This is a genomic window from Aurantiacibacter hainanensis (assembly GCF_036321025.1).
Lineage (GTDB): Bacteria > Pseudomonadota > Alphaproteobacteria > Sphingomonadales > Sphingomonadaceae > Alteraurantiacibacter > Alteraurantiacibacter hainanensis.
Genome location: NZ_JAZAPB010000002.1, coordinates 1,381,216 through 1,399,717 on the forward strand (window position 1 = coordinate 1,381,216; position 18,502 = coordinate 1,399,717).

The following is an 18,502-nucleotide window of genomic DNA, read 5'->3' on the forward strand; positions in this document are numbered from 1 at the left end:
AAACTACTTTGGTTGGTAGAGCTGGTCGGGGCCGGGAAAGCTGCGGCTGCGAACCTCCTCGGCGTACTTTTCGGCCGTTTCCGAGATGGTTGTTGCAAGGTCCTCATACCGCTTCACGAAACGTGGTACGCGTTCGAACATGCCCAGCATGTCGTCGGTAACGAGAACCTGGCCGTCGCATTTGGCGGAGGCGCCGATGCCGATGGTGGGGCACGAAACCGCCTCGGTCACGGCTATGGCAATGGGTTCGACGACGCCTTCCACGACGATGGCAAAGGCGCCCGCTTCCTCAAGCGCCCTGGCATCGCTGACGATCTTGTCGGCCTCGGCGTCGCTGCGTCCACGAGCGGCGTAGCCGCCCAGCACGTTCACCGCCTGGGGCGTCAGCCCGACATGACCCATAACCGGTATGCCTCGCTTCACGAGGAATTCGACGGTTTCGGCCATCGCATCGCCGCCTTCCAGCTTCACCGCTGCCGCGCCGCTGGCCTTCAGCAACTGGGCCGCACTGTCGAATGCGTCCTCGGGAGAGGTTTCGTAGGCACCGAACGGCATGTCCACCACCACGACGGCATGATAGCTGCCGCGCACGACGGCGGCAGCGTGATTGGCCATCATCTCCATCGTCACCGGAATGGTGGAGGGCAGGCCGTAGATCACCTGGCCGAGAGAATCGCCGACCAGCAGCAGGTCGCAATGCGGATCGAGCAACTGGGCCTGCCGGGCGGTATAGGCGGTGAGCATCACCAGCGGTTCCTCGGTCACGCCATCCACTTTGCGGGCCCGGATCTTGGGCACCGTCAGCCGCCGCATGGGCTGCGGGGTGGGATTGGCGCGGCTGGTGGACGTATCGAGCTTGTAGGTGGTCGACATGGCAATCCTGGGTTAGCGTCTGTGAACAGGCCCGGGCGTACTGGACTTGGGCGTCCGATAGCCGTTGGTAAAGGGGAATTGCAACGTATCGCTCGGGCGCGCTTCGAGAACGCCCCTCGACGCGGGCGTAATTTCATTGCATTAGGCCCCCACTTCGGGCCGAGAGGACAATCGCAATGGCATTATCGCAATCGGGATCGACCAGAGACCACTGGTCGTCACGAAGCGCATTCATTCTCGCAGCCATCGGTTCCGCCGTTGGCCTTGGCAACCTCTGGCGCTTTCCAGCGGAAGCAGGTGCCAATGGCGGCGGGGCTTTCGTGCTGTTCTATATCGGCTGCGTACTGCTGATCGGCCTCCCGATCCTCCTCTCCGAAACACTGATCGGTCGCCACGGTCAGGCCTCTGCGCCGGAAAGCGTGCGCCGTGTCGCCAGTGCATCGCGCGCCAGCCCCCGGTGGGACATTCTGGCCGGGATAGGGGTGATCGCCGCTTTCCTGATCCTCAGTTTCTACTGCGTCGTTGGGGGCTGGGTCCTCTACTACATCGGCGTTTTCATCGGCGACATGTTCAATTCCGGCCTGAGCGGCGGTGCATTCGAAGGACAGTCGGCCGAGGCGATCGAGGGACTGCTCCCGGGCCTGTTCTCCAGCGGCGTGTGGATGGTCGCGATGAATGCGGTCTTCCTTCTCATCACGCTCTACTTCGTCGCACGCGGCGTCAGCGGCGGGATCGAGGTCGTGGCAAACTACATGATGCCGGCCTTCTTCATCCTGCTGGTTCTGATCACGGTCTACGGCGCCTTCGGCGGAGCCTTCTCCGAAACGCTGGACTATCTTTTCACTTTCGAACCCGAGAAGCTGACCGGCCCGGTCATGCTGGCGGCGCTCGGTCAGGCATTCTTCTCGCTGTCGCTGGGCGTGGCCGGGATGATCACCTACGGCGGCTATGTCGGGCGCAACGTCAATCTTGCAGGCACGTCCGCCATCATCGCCAGCGCCGATACCCTTGTCGCGCTGCTGGCAGGGCTATGCCTGTTCCCCATCGTCTTCGCCGCCGGCCTAGCCGTGGGGGCCGGTCCCGGGCTGATGTTCCAGACGCTGCCGCATGCTTTCCAGGAAATGCCGTTCGGTTCGGTCGTCGGGTTCATGTTCTTCATCATGGTCGGCTTTGCCGCGCTCACGAGCTCGGTTGCCCTGCTGGAAGTGCCGACGGCATGGCTGATCGACCGTTTCCGGATCGTGCGTCCGCTGAGTGCGATCATCGTCGCTTCGGGGGCCATGGTCCTGGGTGCTCTTTCCGCCCTTTCGTTCAACGTGCTGTCGGACTGGCATCCGCTCGACTTCATTCCGGTTTTCGAAGGGCAGGGCTTCTTCGACGTGCTGGATGGCCTCACCGCCAAGTTCTTCATGCCGATCGGCGCCATCCTGACCGCGATCTTTGTCGGCTGGATCGCCGACCGCAAGCTGATCGACATGGAAAACGGCCTTGGGGGCCCGCTGCACCTTTTCTGGCTGTTCCTGGTCCGGTTCCTGTGCCCCATCGCGCTGGTCGGCATTCTGATCGTGGGCATCTTCCCCAACCTGTTCGCCTGATCCGCAGACACGAAAAAGGGGCCGCTGCTCGATATGAGCAGCGGCCCCTTTCTTTTGAAACGTCGGGGGATCAGAGGACGGTTTCGGTATGTTCCTCACGCGCGTCCTCGCGCACGTCGAAGCCGAACAACATCTTGGCATTGTCGACAAAGCCGAGGTCGCTGTTCCAGATTTCTGCTTCACCCAGATCCATGCGCAGCATCAGCAGGTTGGGATCGTCCTTGCCGCCGGGAAACCAGGCTTCGATGACCTGATTCCACTGCTTTTCCAGGCGTTCGCGGCTGGTTTCTTCGCGCAGCGTGCCGCCGAAGCGGGCGAACATGTCGTGGCCCTTGCCGGCAAAGGTAGCGGTCGCCGGACCGCCCTTGGCGAAGGTGTGATCCTTGGTGGTGAAGAACCAGATTGCGCTGTTGGCATCCTCGTCCAGCTGCGCGGTCATCGGCACGGCGGTTTTCGGATCGGCATCCAGTTCGAGGAAGACGAACGGGCTGTCCGCCATCGATTTCCAGAACTTCTGTTTGAGGTCGTGTGTCGAGGTCATGGTTTTCTCCTTTGCCTGATCAACGGAAGTGCGGGGGGAGAGGTTCCAACCTTGCCCGAAGGGCCGTAGTGGAACATAATAGGAACACAGGAGTCGATTCGTCATGGACACCAGCACACTGCCAAAGGCGGCGGAGCTGGCCGGACGCGCTGCCCGCAACCCGCGCTGGCAGCCGGGTGCGGCGCTTCCGCTGCACAGCGAGATATTCAGCCCCGGCGGGCAAGGCGCCGGGGCAGGGGTGGCGCTTGCCTTTGCGCAGCACGTCCTGCGCGGCGTGGCCGGCGAAAACACCGCGCTGGAAGAGCGCAGCGTGCTGTGGGTGCAGGATGCCCGCGCCATCAGGCTGGGTGGCCGCCCCTACCGTGCGGGTCTGCCCGAAAGCCTGCGCCATCGCCTGATCCACGTTGCCGCCAAGACGCCGGAGGATGCTCTGTTTGCCATGGAAGAGGGGCTGCGCTGCCGCGATCTTGCCGTGGTGGTTGGGGAGATGGCGGGCAATCCGCGCGCGCTGGATTTCACCGCTTCGCGCCGCCTTACCCTCACTGCGGTAAAGCACGGCGTTCCGCTGCTGCTGGTGCGCCTGGATGCGGAGGCCGACCTGAGTTCCGCCCGCATGCGCTGGCGACTGACCAGCGCGCCGTCATCCCCGCCGCGCTGGAACATCGCCGCGCCCGGCCGCCCGGCCTGGCATGCCGAACTGTTCCGCGCCCGTACCCACCCACCCGGAGAATGGATCCTGCGCGATGAGCCAGAACGTCTCACCGCAGAGCGCCTTCCAGCATCAGGGCCGTCCACCGCGCCGGATCATGGCGATCTGGTGCGCGGACCTGGCTCTCGATCGCTGGCGGCACTCTGAGGGATGCCAGCGCGGGGAGGGGCCGGATGCCGCCCCGCTCGTGCTGATCACCGAAACCGCTCACGGCCCGCGCATCGATGCCGCGAACCGCGCCGCGCGAGAGAAGGGCGCGGCGCGCGGCATGATGCTGGCCGATGCCCGCACCCTGTGTCCGTCGATCGAGGTGCGCCCAAGCGATCCGGCAGGCGACCTCGCTTTCCTGGAACGGCTGGCCCTGTGGGCAATGCGCTGGGGTCCGTGGAGCGCCATGGATGCGCCCGACGGCCTGCTGGTGGACGTTACCGCCGTCGCTCACCTCTTTGGCGGAGAGCGCCGCCTGCTCGCCGACGTGGAGGCGCGCTGCACCGCGCGCGGCCTCACCGTTCGCGCTGCCATCGCCCCCACCGCGGGCGCGGCCTGGGCGCTGGCGCATTTCGCTGCCTCTGGCGCGATCCTGGCCCCGGAGGACGACATGCAGGCGCGCCTTGCCGACCTGCCGGTGGCAGCATTGCGGCTGGACAGCGACGTGCTGCTGGTGCTGCGCCGCCTTGGCCTCAAGCGCCTGGGCGATCTTGCGGGCATCGAGGAGGGGCGCGACCGAGCGGGAAGCGGCCGCGATGCCATTCAGCGACGCTTTCGCAATCGCAAGTCGTCTGCCGCCAATCCGCTTGTCCGCATGGACCAGCTGCTGGGCCGCGTGCCCGAGCCCCTGCTGCCCGTCGTCCCCGTCACCGCCCCGATGGTGCAGCGCCGCCTGCTCGAACCCATCCGTCATCGGCAATTGCTCGATACCGTGGTGAGCGACCTGGCGCAGGACATGGCCCGCACGCTGGAGGCGAAGGGGCAGGGCGCGCGCCGCCTGCAACTGGGCCTGTGGCGGGTGGACGGCGAAGTGCTGATCCGCGAACTGGAAATGGCCGCCGCCACGCGCGATCCCGATCACATGGTCCGCCTGTTCGCAGACCGGCTGGACGATATCGACGCCGGCTTCGGCATAGAGATGCTGCGCCTGCGCGCCGCCTGGTCGCAGCCGCTGGGGCTGGACCAGTCGGACCTGGAGGCGGCGGCGGAGCAGCACGGCACCTCGCTCGCCGCCTGCATGGATCGCCTCACCACTAGGCTGGGGCAGGGCGCGGTGCAGCGCCCGGTGCCGCGCGCCAGCCATATCCCCGAACGCGCGCAAGGGTGGCAACCGCCGCTGGAGCCGGAGCCCGCCGAACAGCACCAGCTCGCCTTCCACACGCGGCCCCTGAAACTGCTGGAGAGGCCCGAGCGCATCTCGGTCCTCTACGCCGCGCCCGAAGGCTATCCCCGCCGCTTCAGCTGGCGCGGAGAGGTGTGCGAAGTCGCCCGCGTGGAAGGCCCCGAACGCATCGCGCCCGAATGGTGGCGCGAACGCGGCACAGCCCGCCTGCGCGACTACTACCGCGTGGAGGACGAGGCCGGTCGCCGCTACTGGATCTACCGCAACGGCCTCCCAACCGACGGACGCGGCGGGATGCCGGACTGGTATTTGCAGGGGTTGTTTGGGTGATTGGAGAGCAAAGTCTGTTAACGACCCGATTGCGGACGTCCGACTTTTTGGCAAAACTCCCGAACTAACCACCGCCTTCGTCAGTGACCGGATAGTTGGCGCCCCATTCTTCAATTAGTTTGTGGTCGCGAATGCGGCCAACAAGAATGCCGGCAATCTGTAGAATTTTCGGTGTGAAGTGGATGGTCCAAGTATATCCGAGCGAAAATACATCGCCGCTGCCAAGGAGGTAACGCCAATCCTGCGAGATGCGTGCTCCATTGAAGCTCTCCTGCATTCCCTGGATTGCCTCGAAATGCGCATCCCTGCCGTCAAAGACGGTTCCGTTGATATTCTGGAAAACGACAGCAGCGTCTTCCAGTGCCGTGAGGCCGCTGAAATCCTTTCGTTCCCAAGCGGCCTTTTGCGCTTCGATGTAACCCTTCGCAAAACGCTCAACATCTTCGCCCATTTGTCCCTCCCTTTGACAAAGGATGGCGAAATCAGATTCGGTTGACAATCGAACGTGTCAATTGGCTAGTCCGCTTCCCACCAAAGTGCAGCCATCCCTCACGCCACTGGCCGCTCTCCGTTGATCGTCACCCGGTGCATGATGCGCCGGTGCCCATGATAATCGTTCAGCGCGTAGTGCAGCGTGGCGCGGTTGTCCCAGAAGGCCACGTCGCCTTTCTGCCAGCGCCAGCGGCAGGTGAAGGGTTCGCGGGTCGCCTGGTACATCAGGTAGTCGATGATGGGCGCGCTTTCCTCTTCTGTCTGGTCCTTGAAGCGCGGGGTATAGGCGCCGCTGACGTAGAACAGCTTGCGCCCGCTTTCGGGGTGGGTGCGCACCAGCGGGTGCTCGGTGTCGTAATGCGCGGCTTCGGTGGGCGATGACTTCATCGAGCTGTCCTTGCTCCAGTCCATCGACTTGGTGCCGTAGATCAGCGCGGGGGTGTGGATCACGGTGAGTGGATCGATCATCGCGCGGTAGCCGGGCGAGAGGTCTTCGTAGGCAAGGTAGAGGTTGGACCACAGCGTGTCCCCGCCCACCGGCGGCACTTCCTTGGCGTAGAGGATGGAGCCGAGCGGCGGCTCCGGCAGATAGGTCACGTCGCCATGCCAAGCCCCGCCGAAGTTGCGGGTGTCGGTGGGCTCCTGCCGCACTTCGATGATGTCGGGATATTCGTCCATCCCCTTCACCTGATCGTGCTGGTTCAGCGTGCCGAACCGCCTGGCGAAGGCAAGGTGCTGTTCGGGCGTGAATTCCTGGCCGCGAAAGAAGATCACCTGGTGCTCGATCAGTGCCCGGCGGATCTCGGCGATGGTGGCGTCGTCCTGCTCCTGCGACAGGTCCACTCCCTCGATCACCGCCCCCAGCGCACCGGCGTAGGGCGTGACCGTGATGTGCTCGTAATCTCCACCCAGGTTCTGCGGGCTGACACGGCGACCTGCAATGACAGTCATGCGAACTGCTCCTTCCTGCGAACGGGTTCTATGTGACAATCGATGATCCATGCGGCGGGGAACACCAGCAGGGCGACCGCCAACAGCACGGCAAAATACCAGAGGAAGCTGTCACCGCCCAGGTTCAGCAGCCAGCCCCCGGCGAAGACCATGGCGATGGAAAACACGCGGCCCGAGGTGATGACGAAACCGATCCCGCCCGAACGGCAGGCGGACGGATAACCCTGTGCCATCACGACGTAGAACATGGATATGGTCATGCTGACGAGGCCTACGGCAAGGCCCTCCAGCGCGACGATGGTCGTGATCTGGGAAGCGGACGGCGGGCCGGACAGTCCTTCCACCATCCATGCGAGCGCCATGATCGTGGCGGTGATGCCGGTTGCTGCCCCAAGGATCATGGCGCGCGAGCCGAACGTGCGGACCAGCAGCCCGGCCGAGACGCCGCCGATAACCGAGAGGATGCCTTGCCAGCTCGTGGCTCGCAGCGCCTGCTCCAGCGTGAAGCCGGCGGAGGTGAGCAGTTCCGTCGTCCAGTTCAGCAGGCCGTAGACCAGCGTCGTCGCGGCGGAAAAGCTGACCACCATGGCGATGTTGAGCCGCTTGTTGCGCGCGTGAAAGATGCCGATCCGCTCGCCGGGGCGTTCGGCCAGCTCGTCCTCGGGCTCGGGCGCAAGAGCGAAGTCTCCTTCCAGCACGCGCGCGGCGCTCTTGTGCGCGGCATCGGGCTTGCCCTTGGCGAGGAGGAAGGCAGGCGGCTCGCGCAGCACCAGTCGCATGATCACCCCGAATATCAGCGAGCCGACGCCGAAAATGACGAAGGCCCCGCGCCAGCCATGATCGGGCAGGAGCAGGGGAAGCACCTCCGCGCTCACCGTGATGCCGACCGGGATGCCGACCGAGAGCAGGGCGATGGCGTGGGGACGGTGCCGGGCGGATACCCAGTCGCTCACCAGCGCCAGGGCGTTGGGGTAGGCCGCGCCGAAGCCCAGGCCCCCGATCATGCGCACCACGCTCATCTCCCACACGGTGTTGGTGTAGGCGGCGGCGATGGTGGTGGACCCGAAGATCAGCGAGGCGATGAATAGGGTGTTGAGCCGCCCGATCCTGTCTCCCAGCAATCCGCCAAGGATCGATCCGAAGCCCATGCCGAACAGTGAGGCTGCAAGGGCAGGGCCGAACAGTGCCCGGTCGATGCTCCATTCATCGAGGATCAGCGGCGTGACGAGCGACAGCGATTGCAGGTCGACGCCGTCGATGACCAGCAGCGTCAGGCCGAAGACCGCGACGACGATCTGGAAAGGCCGCAAGGGGGCATCGGCGATCGCCGCGCTGAATGGCATCCGCTGCAACAGGTCTCTCCCAGTGTGCCCCCCGTTTGCGGGGTTGCCGGGGTATGTCTGTCACGCCGCCGCGCGCGCGTCCAGATGCGCTTGCTGCGTTTAGCCCACGAAGCGTCTGGGCGGGGCCGGGTTGAGGCCCCCGGTCTGGTCTCCGCTGACAGGGCGCACGTTGGCACCCGGCCCTGCTCCGGCCTCGTTCACAAGCTCGTCGATGACGCCTTGCGGCAAGGGGCGGTCGAATTCCACGCCGCACATGCCGGGCTTGGTCCAGATCACGTGGCAATAGGCATCGCGCATGGTCCAGTCCAGGATGGCGGAGACGCCCATTGGCGGGGGTTCGTCGATGAGGAGACGCGCGCCCGTGGTGGAAATGTCGAACAGGCGCCCGGTGCGGTTGCCGCTCGGCATCAGCATGGTCGCCAGGCAGTTCACGCGCGATCGAGGTCCGCCGCGTCGCTCGATAACCGGAGCCGGTTTCGTGCGCGCGAACAGTTTCATCGTTGTGCCCCTTTTTATGCCTGAACATTCCGCTTGGAGCCGCGATGGTTAAGGCGAGTCCAAGATTCCTGGTTAATTTCGGAGGTTTTTTGTCCCTCCGGAATCGCGGGCAGAGATGCCTTGGCGAATCGCCAGTTAGAACATATAAAGAACAAATGCCTGCGCTCGATACCATCCAAAAGCTGGAAATCCTTGCCGATGCGGCAAAATACGATGCCTCCTGCGCCTCGTCCGGCACGGCCAAGCGCAATTCGAAGGGCGGAAGGGGTATCGGCTCGACGGAGGGGATGGGCATCTGCCACGCCTATGCGCCCGATGGCCGCTGCATTTCGCTGCTGAAGATCCTGCTGACCAATCACTGCATCTTCGATTGCCACTATTGCATCAACCGCAAGAGCAGCAACGTGCGCCGCGCAAAGTTCACCCCGCGCGAAGTGGCGGACCTGACGCTGACCTTCTACCGCCGTAACTATATCGAGGGATTGTTCCTCTCCTCCGGCATCATCAAGAGCTCCAACCACACGATGGAACTGCTGGTGGAGACGGCTCGCATCCTTCGCGAGGAGCATGATTTTCGCGGTTACATCCATCTGAAAACCATTCCGGAGGCTGATCCCGAACTGGCGCACCAGGCGGGCCTCTATGCCGACCGCGTGTCGATCAATGTCGAACTGCCCACCGACAGCGGCCTCACCCGCCTCGCGCCCGACAAGAACTCGCGCCAGATCGAAGGGGCGATGGGCGGCATGAAGATGGCGATCCGCCAGTCGAATGACGAGCGAAAGCGGTTCAAGCACGCCCCCCGCTTCGCGCCGGGCGGGCAGTCCACGCAGATGATCGTCGGGGCCGATGCTGCGACCGATGCCGATATCGTGGGCAAGGCCAGCCGCCTCTACGACAGCTTCCGCCTGCGCCGCGTGTACTATTCGGCCTTCTCGCCCATTCCCGATGCCAGTGCGGTGCTGCCGCTGAAGCGTCCGCCGCTGATGCGCGAGCACCGGCTCTATCAGTCCGACTGGCTGATGCGGTTCTATGGCTTCGCGCCGCAGGAGGTGATGCAGGCGACCGAGGCGGATGGCAACCTGCCGCTCGACATCGATCCCAAGCTGGCCTGGGCGCTGAAATTCCGCGAGCGTTTCCCGGTCGATGTGAACCGCGCCTCGCGGGAGGACCTGTTGCGCGTACCGGGCCTGGGCACGCGCGCGGTAGGACAGATCCTCGCGAGCCGCCGCCACCGCACGTTGCGGCTGGACGATGTGGCCAGGCTGACGGTCTCGATCACCAGGGTCCGCCCGTTCATCTGCGCGGCCGACTGGCGCCCCACCTTGCTCACCGACCGCGCCGACCTGCGCAGCCTTCTGGCACCTCGGCAGGAGCAGCTTGAGCTATTCGCGGCATGACCGCGCTGCAACACGTGAAGCTCGGCACCTATTACGTGGTGCACATGCCCGAGCCGGACGATTTCGCTTTCTGGCGGGATCGGGCGCGCCAGCTCGTGCAGTGCGACGTGCCGCCCGACCGCGTCGCCTGGGTGGTGCCGGGCGGCAATGGCTCGCTGTTCAACCACGGCGACCGCCGCCTGCCCGTCCCGGACGATGCGACAAGGATAATCCGGGCCAGCAAGCGCTTCCTGTCGCTTGCGAAGAATGTCGTCCATCATTCTGACCCCGAAAGATTTTCCCTTCTCTACGCCATGCTCTGGCGGCTTCAGTCCAACCCGCGGGGGATGGAGGACAAGGCCGACAGCCAGGTCCGGCGGCTGGAAGACATGGACAAGGCCGTGCGCCGCGACGCGCACAAGATGCACGCCTTCGTCCGCTTCCGCATGGTCGAGACGGAAGATGGGGACGAGCATTACGTCGCCTGGTTCGAACCCGATCATCACATCGTGCGACGAGAGGCGGGTTTCTTCGTGCGCCGTTTTGCCAACATGAACTGGTCCATCCTGACGCCGAGGGGATGCATCCACTGGGATGGCGAAACCTTGCGGGAAAGCGGTCCGGCGCAAAAGTCCGACGCGCCGCAGGGCGATCCCGCCGAGGATCTGTGGCGCAAGTATTATGCATCCATCTTCAACCCCGCGCGTTTGAAGGTCGGGGCCATGCTGAAGGAAATGCCCCGAAAGTACTGGAAGAACATGCCCGAAGCCGCCCTCATTCCGCAGCTGGTGGCGGGCGCGCAGAAGCGGGAAAGCGAAATGGTGGATGCAGGCGCACTCGAATTCGAGGACCGGCCGGAAACGCTGGAGGCGATCGACAAGGCCATCCACGCCTGTCGCAAGTGCCCCATCGGCTCCCTGGATAACCAGGCGGTGATGGGAGAGGGGCCGGATGACGCGGCCCTGATGATCGTGGGTGAACAGCCCGGCGACCAGGAGGACCAGGCCGGAAAGCCCTTTGTCGGCCCGGCCGGACAGGTGCTGGATGCCGCGCTGGAACAGGCAGGCATCGAACGCAAGCAAACCTACGTCACCAATGCGGTGAAGCATTTCAAATATGTCCAGCGCGGCAAGCGCCGCCTGCACCAGTCGCCCACCGCCAAGGAGATCGACGTGTGCCGCTGGTGGCACGAGGCAGAGCGGGCCATCGTCAAGCCCAAGATCGTGCTCGCCATGGGCGCCAGCGCGGCGCGCGCCATGCTGGGCAAGACGGTGAGCATTTCCAAGGCACGCGGCGAACCCATCGCGCTGGACGACGGCAGCGAACTGTGGGTGACCGCGCACCCCTCCTACCTCCTGCGCCTCGACGGCGATGCCAAGGCCGAGCAAGAGCGGCTGTTCGCGGCCGACCTTGCGGCGGTGAAGGAGCGGTTGGCGGAGTTGGCGGATTGACGTGCCCGACAGCGACCTTCTCCCCAAGCGCACGATCGAGCTCGATCCTGACAGCATAGACGCGCCCCCGCGCGCTGCGTTCGTCGAGCTGGGCCTTGTCAGCTGCTTCAGTTTCCTGCGCGGTGCGTCGGATGCGGTGGACCTCGTGCTCACCGCGCGCAGCCTCGGCTACGATGCCATCGGTATCGCCGATGCCAACTCGATGGCGGGGGTGGTGCGCGTGCATACCGAGGCCAAGACGCTGAAGATGCGTCCCGTCATCGGCTGCCGTATCGAGACTGTCGAAGGCTTGGCCTTCCTCGCCTATCCCACCGACCGCGCCGCCTACGGCCGCCTGTGCACCCTGATATCGGCTGGCCGCATGGCCACGCTGGAGGGGGAGTGGCAGGACAAGGGCGTGTGCGAGATCAGCCTTGCCATGCTCGCCGATCATTCCGAGGGCGTGCAACTGGTGCTGGTTCCCCCGCGCAGCTTCGATGAGCAGTTCACCGTGCCCGGCTGGGCCAGCAATGTCATCGCGCTGGACGGCAATCCGCGCGAAGGGGAAGTGAACGGGCCGCTGCCGGCCATCCTGCCCCATCTCGCCACGGGCCTGCCCACCCTGGGGCACCTGGCCGCCAGCTACCTCTATGTCGGGAACGACGTGGCCCGGATCGACCGGCTCGACGTGCTGGCACGGGCGAATGGCCTGTCGCTGCTCGCCACCAACGACGTGCATTACCACGCGCCCGACCGGCGGCCCCTGCAGGACGTGATGACGGCGATCCGCCACAAGACCACGGTGGCGCGCGCCGGGCACCTGTTGCACGCCAATGCGGAACGGCACCTGAAAGGCCCCGAAGAGATGCAGCGCCTGTTCGAGCGCTGGCCCCATGCCATCGCGGCGGCGCGCAAGGTGGCCGATGCCTGCGACTTCAGCCTGGACGAACTGAAGTACGAATACCCGGAGGAAATCTATCCCGACGGCATGAGCCCGCAGGCCTACCTGGAAAGCGAGACGTGGAAAGGCGCGAAACGCCGCTATCCCGAGGGCCTGCCGGATTCGGTGAGGAGGACGCTGGAGCGCGAACTGGCCCTCATCGGCAAGCTGCAGCTGGCGCGCTATTTTCTCACCATCAAGGACATCGTCGACTACGCCCGCTCGGTGGATCCGCCGATCCTGTGCCAGGGGCGCGGCAGCGCGGCCAATTCGGCGGTGTGCTACGTGCTCGGCATCACCAGCGTCGATCCGGCGAAGCACCAGCTGCTGTTCGATCGCTTCATCTCCGAAGAGCGCAAGGAGCCGCCCGATATCGATGTCGATTTCGAGCACGAGCGGCGCGAGGAAGTGATCCAGCATATCTATGCGAAATACGGTCGCCATCGTGCCGGCCTGACGGCCACCGTCATCCACTATCGCCCGCGCATGGCCATCCGCGAAGTGGGCAAGGCGATGGGCCTGTCGGAAGACGTGACCAGCGCTCTCGCGCGCACCGTGTGGGGCGGGTGGGGAAAGGAAGTGAGCGAGAAGCACGCCGCCGAAACGGGTATGGACGTAACCGATCCACACCTCAGGCGTGTCCTCAAGCTTACCGAGCAAATGGTTGGAATGCCGCGCCATCTTTCCCAGCACGTCGGCGGGTTCATCCTGACCGACGGACCGCTGACGGCAACCGTGCCCATCGGCAACGGCGCCATGCCGGATCGCACGTTCATCGAATGGGACAAGGACGATATCGAGGCGCTGGGCATCCTGAAAGTGGACGTGCTGGCGCTGGGCATGCTCACCTGCATCAGGAAGTGCCTCGATCTGCTGGAAGATCACCATGATCGCCGGCTGACGCTGGCCAGCGTGCCGCGCGAGGACCCGGAGACCTACGAGATGCTGCGCAAGGGGGATTCGCTGGGCGTGTTCCAGGTGGAAAGCCGCGCGCAGATGAACATGCTGCCGCGCCTTCGCCCGCGCGAGTTCTACGACCTGGTGATCCAGGTTGCCATCGTGCGGCCCGGCCCGATCCAAGGTGACATGGTGCACCCCTATCTCAAGCGCCGCCGGGGCGCTGAGCAAGTGCAGATCCCTGCGCCATCGCCCGAACACGGCCCGCCCGACGAGCTTTCCAGCATCCTCGAGCGCACGCTGGGCGTGCCGATCTTCCAGGAACAGGCGATGAAGATCGCGCTGGATGCGGCGAAGTTCTCGTCAGCCGAGGCGAACCGCCTGCGCAAGGCCATGGCGACGTTCCGCAGCCGCGGCATGGTGGACGAATTGCAGGACATGATGGTGGAGCGCATGGTGACGCGCGGATACGATCGCGACTTCGCCCAGCGCTGCTTCAACCAGATCCGCGGCTTCGGCGAATACGGCTTTCCCGAAAGCCACGCGGCCAGTTTCGCGCATCTCGTCTATGTCTCCAGCTGGCTGAAATGCCACTTTCCCGCCGCCTTCGCCTGTGGCCTTCTCAACTCGCAGCCGATGGGATTCTACGCTCCAGCCCAGATCGTGCGCGATGCGCGCGAACACGGGGTGGAGGTGCTGCCGGTGGATGTGAACCGCAGCGAATGGGACTGCACGCTGGAGGTGATCGGCAGGGCGGATGACGAGAAGAGCGGCGGCCGCCTCGATCGCCACATCGCACTGCGCCTGGGACTGCGGCAGGTGGACGGCCTGCCCGAACACGTCGCTGCCGCGCTTGTCGCCGCGCGTGCCGAGGGCGGGGCCTTCGCGGACGTCGCCGAGCTGCGTGACCGGGCGCGTATTCCCGTGGGGCACATCGAACGCCTGGCCAGCGCCGACGCTTTCGGTTCGGTGGACATGTCGCGGCGGCAGGCGCTGTGGGATGCGCGCAGCCTGGTGGGCGGGGCGGACCTGCCGCTGTTCGCCCATGCGGACGAGCGGGACGAAGGCGCGGAGCGGGGCAGGGCGATCCTGCCGAAGATGCCGCTCAGCGAGGAAGTCGTGGCCGATTACCAGACCACCCGCCTCAGCCTGAAGGCGCACCCCATGTCGTTTTTGCGTGCCAGCCTGGCAGAGCGCGGCTTCGTGCGCGCCTGCGACCTGCGCGACCGCAAGTTCCGCTCCATGGTGCAGGTGGCCGGCGTGGTGCTGATCCGCCAGCGCCCGGGGAGCGCCAAGGGCGTCTGCTTCATCACGCTGGAGGACGAGACGGGCGTCATCAACCTGGTGGTCTGGCCCGACCTCAAGGAGAAGCAGCGCACCGTGGTGATGGGATCGCGGTTGATGGAGGTGCGCGGGCGCGTGGAATACGACGACGAGGTCATCCACGTGATCGCCCATCACATGACCGATGCGACGCAGCAACTGCATCACCTGTCGGACGATCTGCTGAAGTCACCTGTCGCCCGCGCCGACCATGTGAACAGCCCGCTGCAGGGCAGGCTGAACCCGCGCGACGACCTGCGTAGCGGATCGGAGGATCCTGCCAATGCCGCCATCCGGCCGCGCGACATGATCGACCAGCTGCCCAACACCAGAAGCCATCCGCGCAACGTGAGGATCATTCCCAGGTCCCGCGACTTTCATTGAGGATGGCGCGCAAACGCACTTGGCCCAGACCGCCGAAGGATGACCGCAAACTGGCCTTCGCCCTTGTCGTGCTGGCGCTGCTGCTGGCCGTTCGCGTGTTCCTGGCGGAAAATCCGCAGCACAACCCCTGGGCCCCGCTAGACCTGCGCCACGAACGCGGCTGGGCCACGCAGACCAAGCTGGCCGGCCTGATCGGCGACAGCGAACACTGCCGCGACGTGCTGGATCGCAGCCAGGTCGCCTTCAATGGCCTTTCCGCCACGGGTACGGGCCAGTGCCGCCGTGACGACCGCCTGACGCTGGGCGACTTGCCTCTCGTCCCGAACGCCCCGGAAATGACCTGTCCGGTTGCCGCCGGACTGGTTCTGTGGCTGGAAAAGGACGTGCAGCCGCTGGCGGAAACGATGTTCGGCAGCCGGGTCGAGCGCGTGGAGCAACTGGGCACCTTCAGCTGCCGCCGCATGTATGGAGACGCCGATGCGCCGTGGAGCGAGCATGCCACCGGCAATGCCATCGATATCTCCGCGTTCGTCTTGGAGAACGGCCAGCGAATTTCCGTGCTTGCGGACTGGGACAGCACCGATGAGGAGGGACGCTTCCTCGTCGCGGCTCGCGACGCGGCCTGCGCCAGTTTCGGCACCGTGCTCTCACCCGATTACAACGCGGCGCACGAAGATCACCTGCACTTTGACCAGGGGCGCAGGCCTGCATTCGGTGCATGCCGCTGACGGAGGCGTAAACAAGAACCCCCGCCGAAGCGGGGGCATGAGCATTTTGAATGTTTGCGCCGCCTATGGGCTTACCGGAACCTCGAGCTCTGGTATCTCGCCATCGTCTCCGCCACCTACGGTGCTCACGATCCCGGCAGCCGCGCCGAACGCGGCCAGCACGATCAGAACGGTACCCGCATCGCCTTCGTCATCCTCACCGAGACGCTCTGGCTGTGTGACGGCAGCGGCATCGCGCAGGACCGGCGCGGCGGTGGCCGTGAAAGCGGTGGCGGCGACAAGACCCGCAGCGATCGTGCTCGCGACAATTTTCTTCATTTGGTTCCTCGCAAGGGGCATTTGATTATCAACGTGTGTGATCTCGAACTGCATGGTCGCTTATTGCGTTCCAGCGCGCGCCACCTAAGCGGCGAACGGTTGTAATTCCGGCATAGGGCGAAACAAAGTTTCGCAAAACTAGGGGTTTGAGCCTAGTCCAGCGCCCCTCGAAGCGAAGATCAGACTGGCTCCAGCGCGTAACCCGCCGAGCGGACGGTGCGAATGGGGTCGCGGGTGTTTTCGACCGCGATGGCCTTGCGCAGCCGCCGGATGTGCACGTCGACGGTGCGCTCCTCAATCTCGCTGCCGGTGCCCCAGACCGCATCCAGCAATTGCCCGCGGGAGAAAACGCGACGCGGATGTTCCATGAAGAACTTGATCAGCCGGTATTCGGTCGGTCCGATCTGCAACTGCCGGCCGCGACGTTCCACCCGGTGAGCCACAGGGTCCAGCTTGAGGTCGCCTGCCTCGATCGTTTCTCCGGCGAGGGCAGGGCGCACGCGGCGCAGCACCGCCGAGACACGGGCCAGCAATTCGCGGGGAGAAAACGGCTTGGTGACATAGTCGTCGGCGCCTGTTTCCAGTCCGCGCACGCGATCATCCTCGGCCTCTCGCGCAGTGAGCATGATGATGGGCACGTGGGCCGTCGCCTTGTCGCGGCGCAGCCTGCGGCACACCTCGATGCCGCTGGTGCCTTCGATCATCCAGTCGAGGATGACGAGATCGGGCGGGTCCTCCGATGCCATGATCATGGCGTCGTCACCGTCCGAACTGACGCGAACGTCGTAGCCTTCGCTTTCGAACCTGTATTCCAGCAATTCGGCCAGCGCCGTGTCGTCTTCCACCAACAGCAATTTGGGCGTCGACATCTAGGGTCCCCTTGGGATGGCAGCACCAACGAAAGTGCCTCAGGCCCTGCAATATGTCACTTCTGTGTCAGATTTGTTGCAAACCGACCCGCCGCGTCAATCGCCTGTGGATTACCGCTCTATGTCGTCGGGATAGGAGCCCGTTGCCGAATAGTGGACCATCTCCGCAACGTTCGTGGCGTGGTCGCCGATGCGTTCGAGATTGCGGGCCACGAACAAGAGCTGCGCGGCGCTGCTGATGGTGGCCGGGTTCTCGACCATGTGGCTCACCAGGTTGCGGAAGATGCTGTCGTAGAACGCGTCCACCTTTGCATCGCGCTCGATCACCTCGCGCGCGACCACCGGATCGCGGGCGGCATAGGCGGTGAGTACGTCGTGCACCATTTCCCCTGCAACTTCGCCCATGGCGGGCAGCAGCAGCAGCGGCTCGAACCGGGTACGGCCTTCGATCCGTCCCACACGCTTGGCGATGTTCTTGGCATAGTCGCCGATGCGCTCCACCACGCCGCCGATCTTCAGGGCCGCCACGATCTCGCGCAGGTCGTCAGCCATCGGCGCGCGCAGGGCGAGAATGCGGACGGCCATGGCGTCCACTTCGGTTTCGAGCGCGTCCAGCTTGGCATCGCGCTCCACGATTTCGGCGGCGAGATCCTCGTCACCCTGGACGAGGGCGTGCAGGGCCTGCTGGATCGCGACTTCGGCCAGTCCGCCCATCTCGGCGATCAGGCCGCGCAGGCGCGTGATGTCCTCGTCGAAGGCCTTTACTGTATGCTCTACCATTAGCCGTACCGTCCCGTGATGTAATCCTGGGTGCGCTTCTCGACAGGATTAGTGAAAATGTCTGATGTGTGTCCATATTCCACCAGATTGCCGAGGTGGAAAAACGCGGTCCGCTGCGAGACGCGCGCGGCCTGCTGCATCGAGTGGGTGACGATCACGATGCCGTAGCGGCCGCGCAGTTCGTCGATCAGCTCCTCGATCTTGGCCGTGGCGATCGGGTCGAGCGCCGAGCACGGCTCGTCCATCAGGATCACTTCGGGATCCACCGCGATGGCGCGGGCAATGCAGAGACGCTGCTGCTGTCCGCCCGAAAGCGCGGTGCCGGAATCGGTCAGTCGATCCTTCACTTCTTCCCACAGGCCCGCGCGGCGCAGGCTCTGCTCGACGACCTCGTCCAGGTCCGACTTGCTTTCCGCCAGGCCGTGGATCTTGGGGCCATAGGCGATGTTGTCGTAGATGGACTTGGGAAAGGGGTTGGGCTTCTGGAACACCATGCCCACGCGGGCGCGGAGCTGCACCACGTCCATGCCGCTGGCGTAGATATCCTCGCCGTCCAGCTCGATGCACCCGGTGACGCGAGCCGAAGGGATCGTGTCGTTCATGCGATTGAGCGCACGAAGGAAGGTGGACTTGCCGCAGCCGGAAGGGCCGATGAAGGCCGTCACGAATTCGGTGTAGACGTCGATGTCCACGTTATCGATCGCCTTCTTCGAACCATAGTAGACGTCCACGCCGCGCGCCCGCATCTTGGGCTCGCCGGTCTGGACGTTTTCGTGTTCGAGCGATTTCTGC

The 18,502-nt window shown here is 64.8% G+C and carries 17 protein-coding genes; 7 read left to right on the forward strand and 10 right to left on the reverse strand.

Annotation, left to right across the window (positions count from 1 at the left end; translation table 11 throughout):
* Window positions 1-3: 3 nt before the first annotated feature.
* Window positions 4-873, reverse strand: coding sequence for a 3-methyl-2-oxobutanoate hydroxymethyltransferase (gene panB / locus AAA989_RS14095; protein ID WP_338244620.1), 870 nt, complete (start codon window positions 871-873; stop codon window positions 4-6).
* A gap of 176 nt (window positions 874-1,049) precedes the next feature.
* On the opposite strand from panB, the gene AAA989_RS14100 reads away from it, so the two are divergent.
* Window positions 1,050-2,468 (forward strand): sodium-dependent transporter, encoded by a 1,419-nt coding sequence (locus AAA989_RS14100; protein ID WP_338244622.1) that lies wholly within the window; start codon window positions 1,050-1,052, stop codon window positions 2,466-2,468.
* A 70-nt stretch (window positions 2,469-2,538) separates the two neighbouring features.
* Here the strand turns inward: AAA989_RS14100 and AAA989_RS14105 are convergent, their stop codons facing one another.
* Window positions 2,539-3,009, reverse strand: a complete 471-nt coding sequence (locus AAA989_RS14105; protein ID WP_338244624.1) for a pyridoxamine 5'-phosphate oxidase family protein — start codon at window positions 3,007-3,009, stop codon at window positions 2,539-2,541.
* Between the two features lie 103 nt (window positions 3,010-3,112).
* Between AAA989_RS14105 and AAA989_RS14110 the strand changes: the two genes are divergently transcribed.
* Both AAA989_RS14110 and AAA989_RS14115 read left to right on the forward strand, forming a co-directional pair.
* The gene (locus AAA989_RS14110) at window positions 3,113-3,865 is read left to right on the forward strand and encodes a recA-like protein (RefSeq protein ID WP_338244626.1); all 753 of its coding nucleotides are present in this window, start codon (window positions 3,113-3,115) and stop codon (window positions 3,863-3,865) included.
* Window positions 3,753-5,378 (forward strand): DUF6504 family protein, encoded by a 1,626-nt coding sequence (locus AAA989_RS14115; protein ID WP_338244628.1) that lies wholly within the window; start codon window positions 3,753-3,755, stop codon window positions 5,376-5,378. The genes AAA989_RS14110 and AAA989_RS14115 overlap by 113 nt, the downstream gene beginning before the upstream one ends.
* A gap of 64 nt (window positions 5,379-5,442) precedes the next feature.
* On the opposite strand, the gene AAA989_RS14120 is transcribed toward AAA989_RS14115, so the two are convergent.
* The 4 genes from AAA989_RS14120 to AAA989_RS14135 all read right to left on the reverse strand — a co-directional run bounded on the left by AAA989_RS14120 (window position 5,443) and on the right by AAA989_RS14135 (window position 8,662).
* Window positions 5,443-5,829, reverse strand: coding sequence for a nuclear transport factor 2 family protein (locus AAA989_RS14120; RefSeq protein WP_338244629.1), 387 nt, complete (start codon window positions 5,827-5,829; stop codon window positions 5,443-5,445).
* Window positions 5,830-5,927: 98 nt separating this feature from the next.
* The gene (locus tag AAA989_RS14125) at window positions 5,928-6,821 is read right to left on the reverse strand and encodes a TauD/TfdA dioxygenase family protein (protein ID WP_338244631.1); all 894 of its coding nucleotides are present in this window, start codon (window positions 6,819-6,821) and stop codon (window positions 5,928-5,930) included.
* Window positions 6,818-8,164 (reverse strand): MFS transporter, encoded by a 1,347-nt coding sequence (locus tag AAA989_RS14130; protein WP_338245558.1) that lies wholly within the window; start codon window positions 8,162-8,164, stop codon window positions 6,818-6,820. The genes AAA989_RS14125 and AAA989_RS14130 overlap by 4 nt, the downstream gene beginning before the upstream one ends.
* A 99-nt stretch (window positions 8,165-8,263) precedes the next feature.
* A complete protein-coding gene (locus tag AAA989_RS14135; RefSeq protein WP_338244633.1) occupies window positions 8,264-8,662 on the reverse strand; it encodes a PilZ domain-containing protein in 399 nt (132 codons plus the stop codon).
* Window positions 8,663-8,817: 155 nt separating this feature from the next.
* On the opposite strand from AAA989_RS14135, the gene AAA989_RS14140 reads away from it, so the two are divergent.
* The 4 genes from AAA989_RS14140 to AAA989_RS14155 are packed head-to-tail and all read left to right on the forward strand — an operon-like array spanning window position 8,818 to window position 15,743.
* Complete coding sequence (locus tag AAA989_RS14140) at window positions 8,818-10,062, forward strand: putative DNA modification/repair radical SAM protein (RefSeq protein ID WP_338244635.1); 1,245 nt, start codon at window positions 8,818-8,820, stop codon at window positions 10,060-10,062.
* Window positions 10,059-11,492, forward strand: coding sequence for a UdgX family uracil-DNA binding protein (locus tag AAA989_RS14145; RefSeq protein WP_338244636.1), 1,434 nt, complete (start codon window positions 10,059-10,061; stop codon window positions 11,490-11,492). Before AAA989_RS14140 ends, AAA989_RS14145 begins: the two co-directional genes overlap by 4 nt.
* Before the next feature lies 1 nt (window position 11,493).
* Window positions 11,494-15,015 (forward strand): error-prone DNA polymerase, encoded by a 3,522-nt coding sequence (locus AAA989_RS14150; protein ID WP_338244638.1) that lies wholly within the window; start codon window positions 11,494-11,496, stop codon window positions 15,013-15,015.
* Window positions 15,016-15,017: 2 nt separating this feature from the next.
* Complete coding sequence (locus AAA989_RS14155; RefSeq protein ID WP_338244640.1) at window positions 15,018-15,743, forward strand: extensin-like domain-containing protein; 726 nt, start codon at window positions 15,018-15,020, stop codon at window positions 15,741-15,743.
* A gap of 63 nt (window positions 15,744-15,806) precedes the next feature.
* Here AAA989_RS14155 and AAA989_RS14160 read toward each other — a convergent pair whose 3' ends face one another.
* The 4 genes from AAA989_RS14160 to pstB all read right to left on the reverse strand — a co-directional run bounded on the left by AAA989_RS14160 (window position 15,807) and on the right by pstB (window position 18,456).
* Window positions 15,807-16,061 (reverse strand): hypothetical protein, encoded by a 255-nt coding sequence (locus AAA989_RS14160; RefSeq protein ID WP_338244643.1) that lies wholly within the window; start codon window positions 16,059-16,061, stop codon window positions 15,807-15,809.
* A 179-nt stretch (window positions 16,062-16,240) separates the two neighbouring features.
* On the reverse strand, window positions 16,241-16,930 hold the full coding sequence (gene phoB, locus AAA989_RS14165; RefSeq protein WP_338244645.1) for a phosphate regulon transcriptional regulator PhoB: 690 nt from the start codon (window positions 16,928-16,930) through the stop codon (window positions 16,241-16,243).
* Between the two features lie 111 nt (window positions 16,931-17,041).
* Window positions 17,042-17,710: a phosphate signaling complex protein PhoU gene (gene phoU / locus AAA989_RS14170; protein ID WP_338244647.1), complete on the reverse strand. Its 669-nt coding sequence runs from the start codon at window positions 17,708-17,710 to the stop codon at window positions 17,042-17,044.
* Complete coding sequence (gene pstB, locus AAA989_RS14175) at window positions 17,710-18,456, reverse strand: phosphate ABC transporter ATP-binding protein PstB (protein WP_338245560.1); 747 nt, start codon at window positions 18,454-18,456, stop codon at window positions 17,710-17,712. The genes phoU and pstB overlap by 1 nt, the downstream gene beginning before the upstream one ends.
* Window positions 18,457-18,502 lie beyond the last annotated feature (46 nt).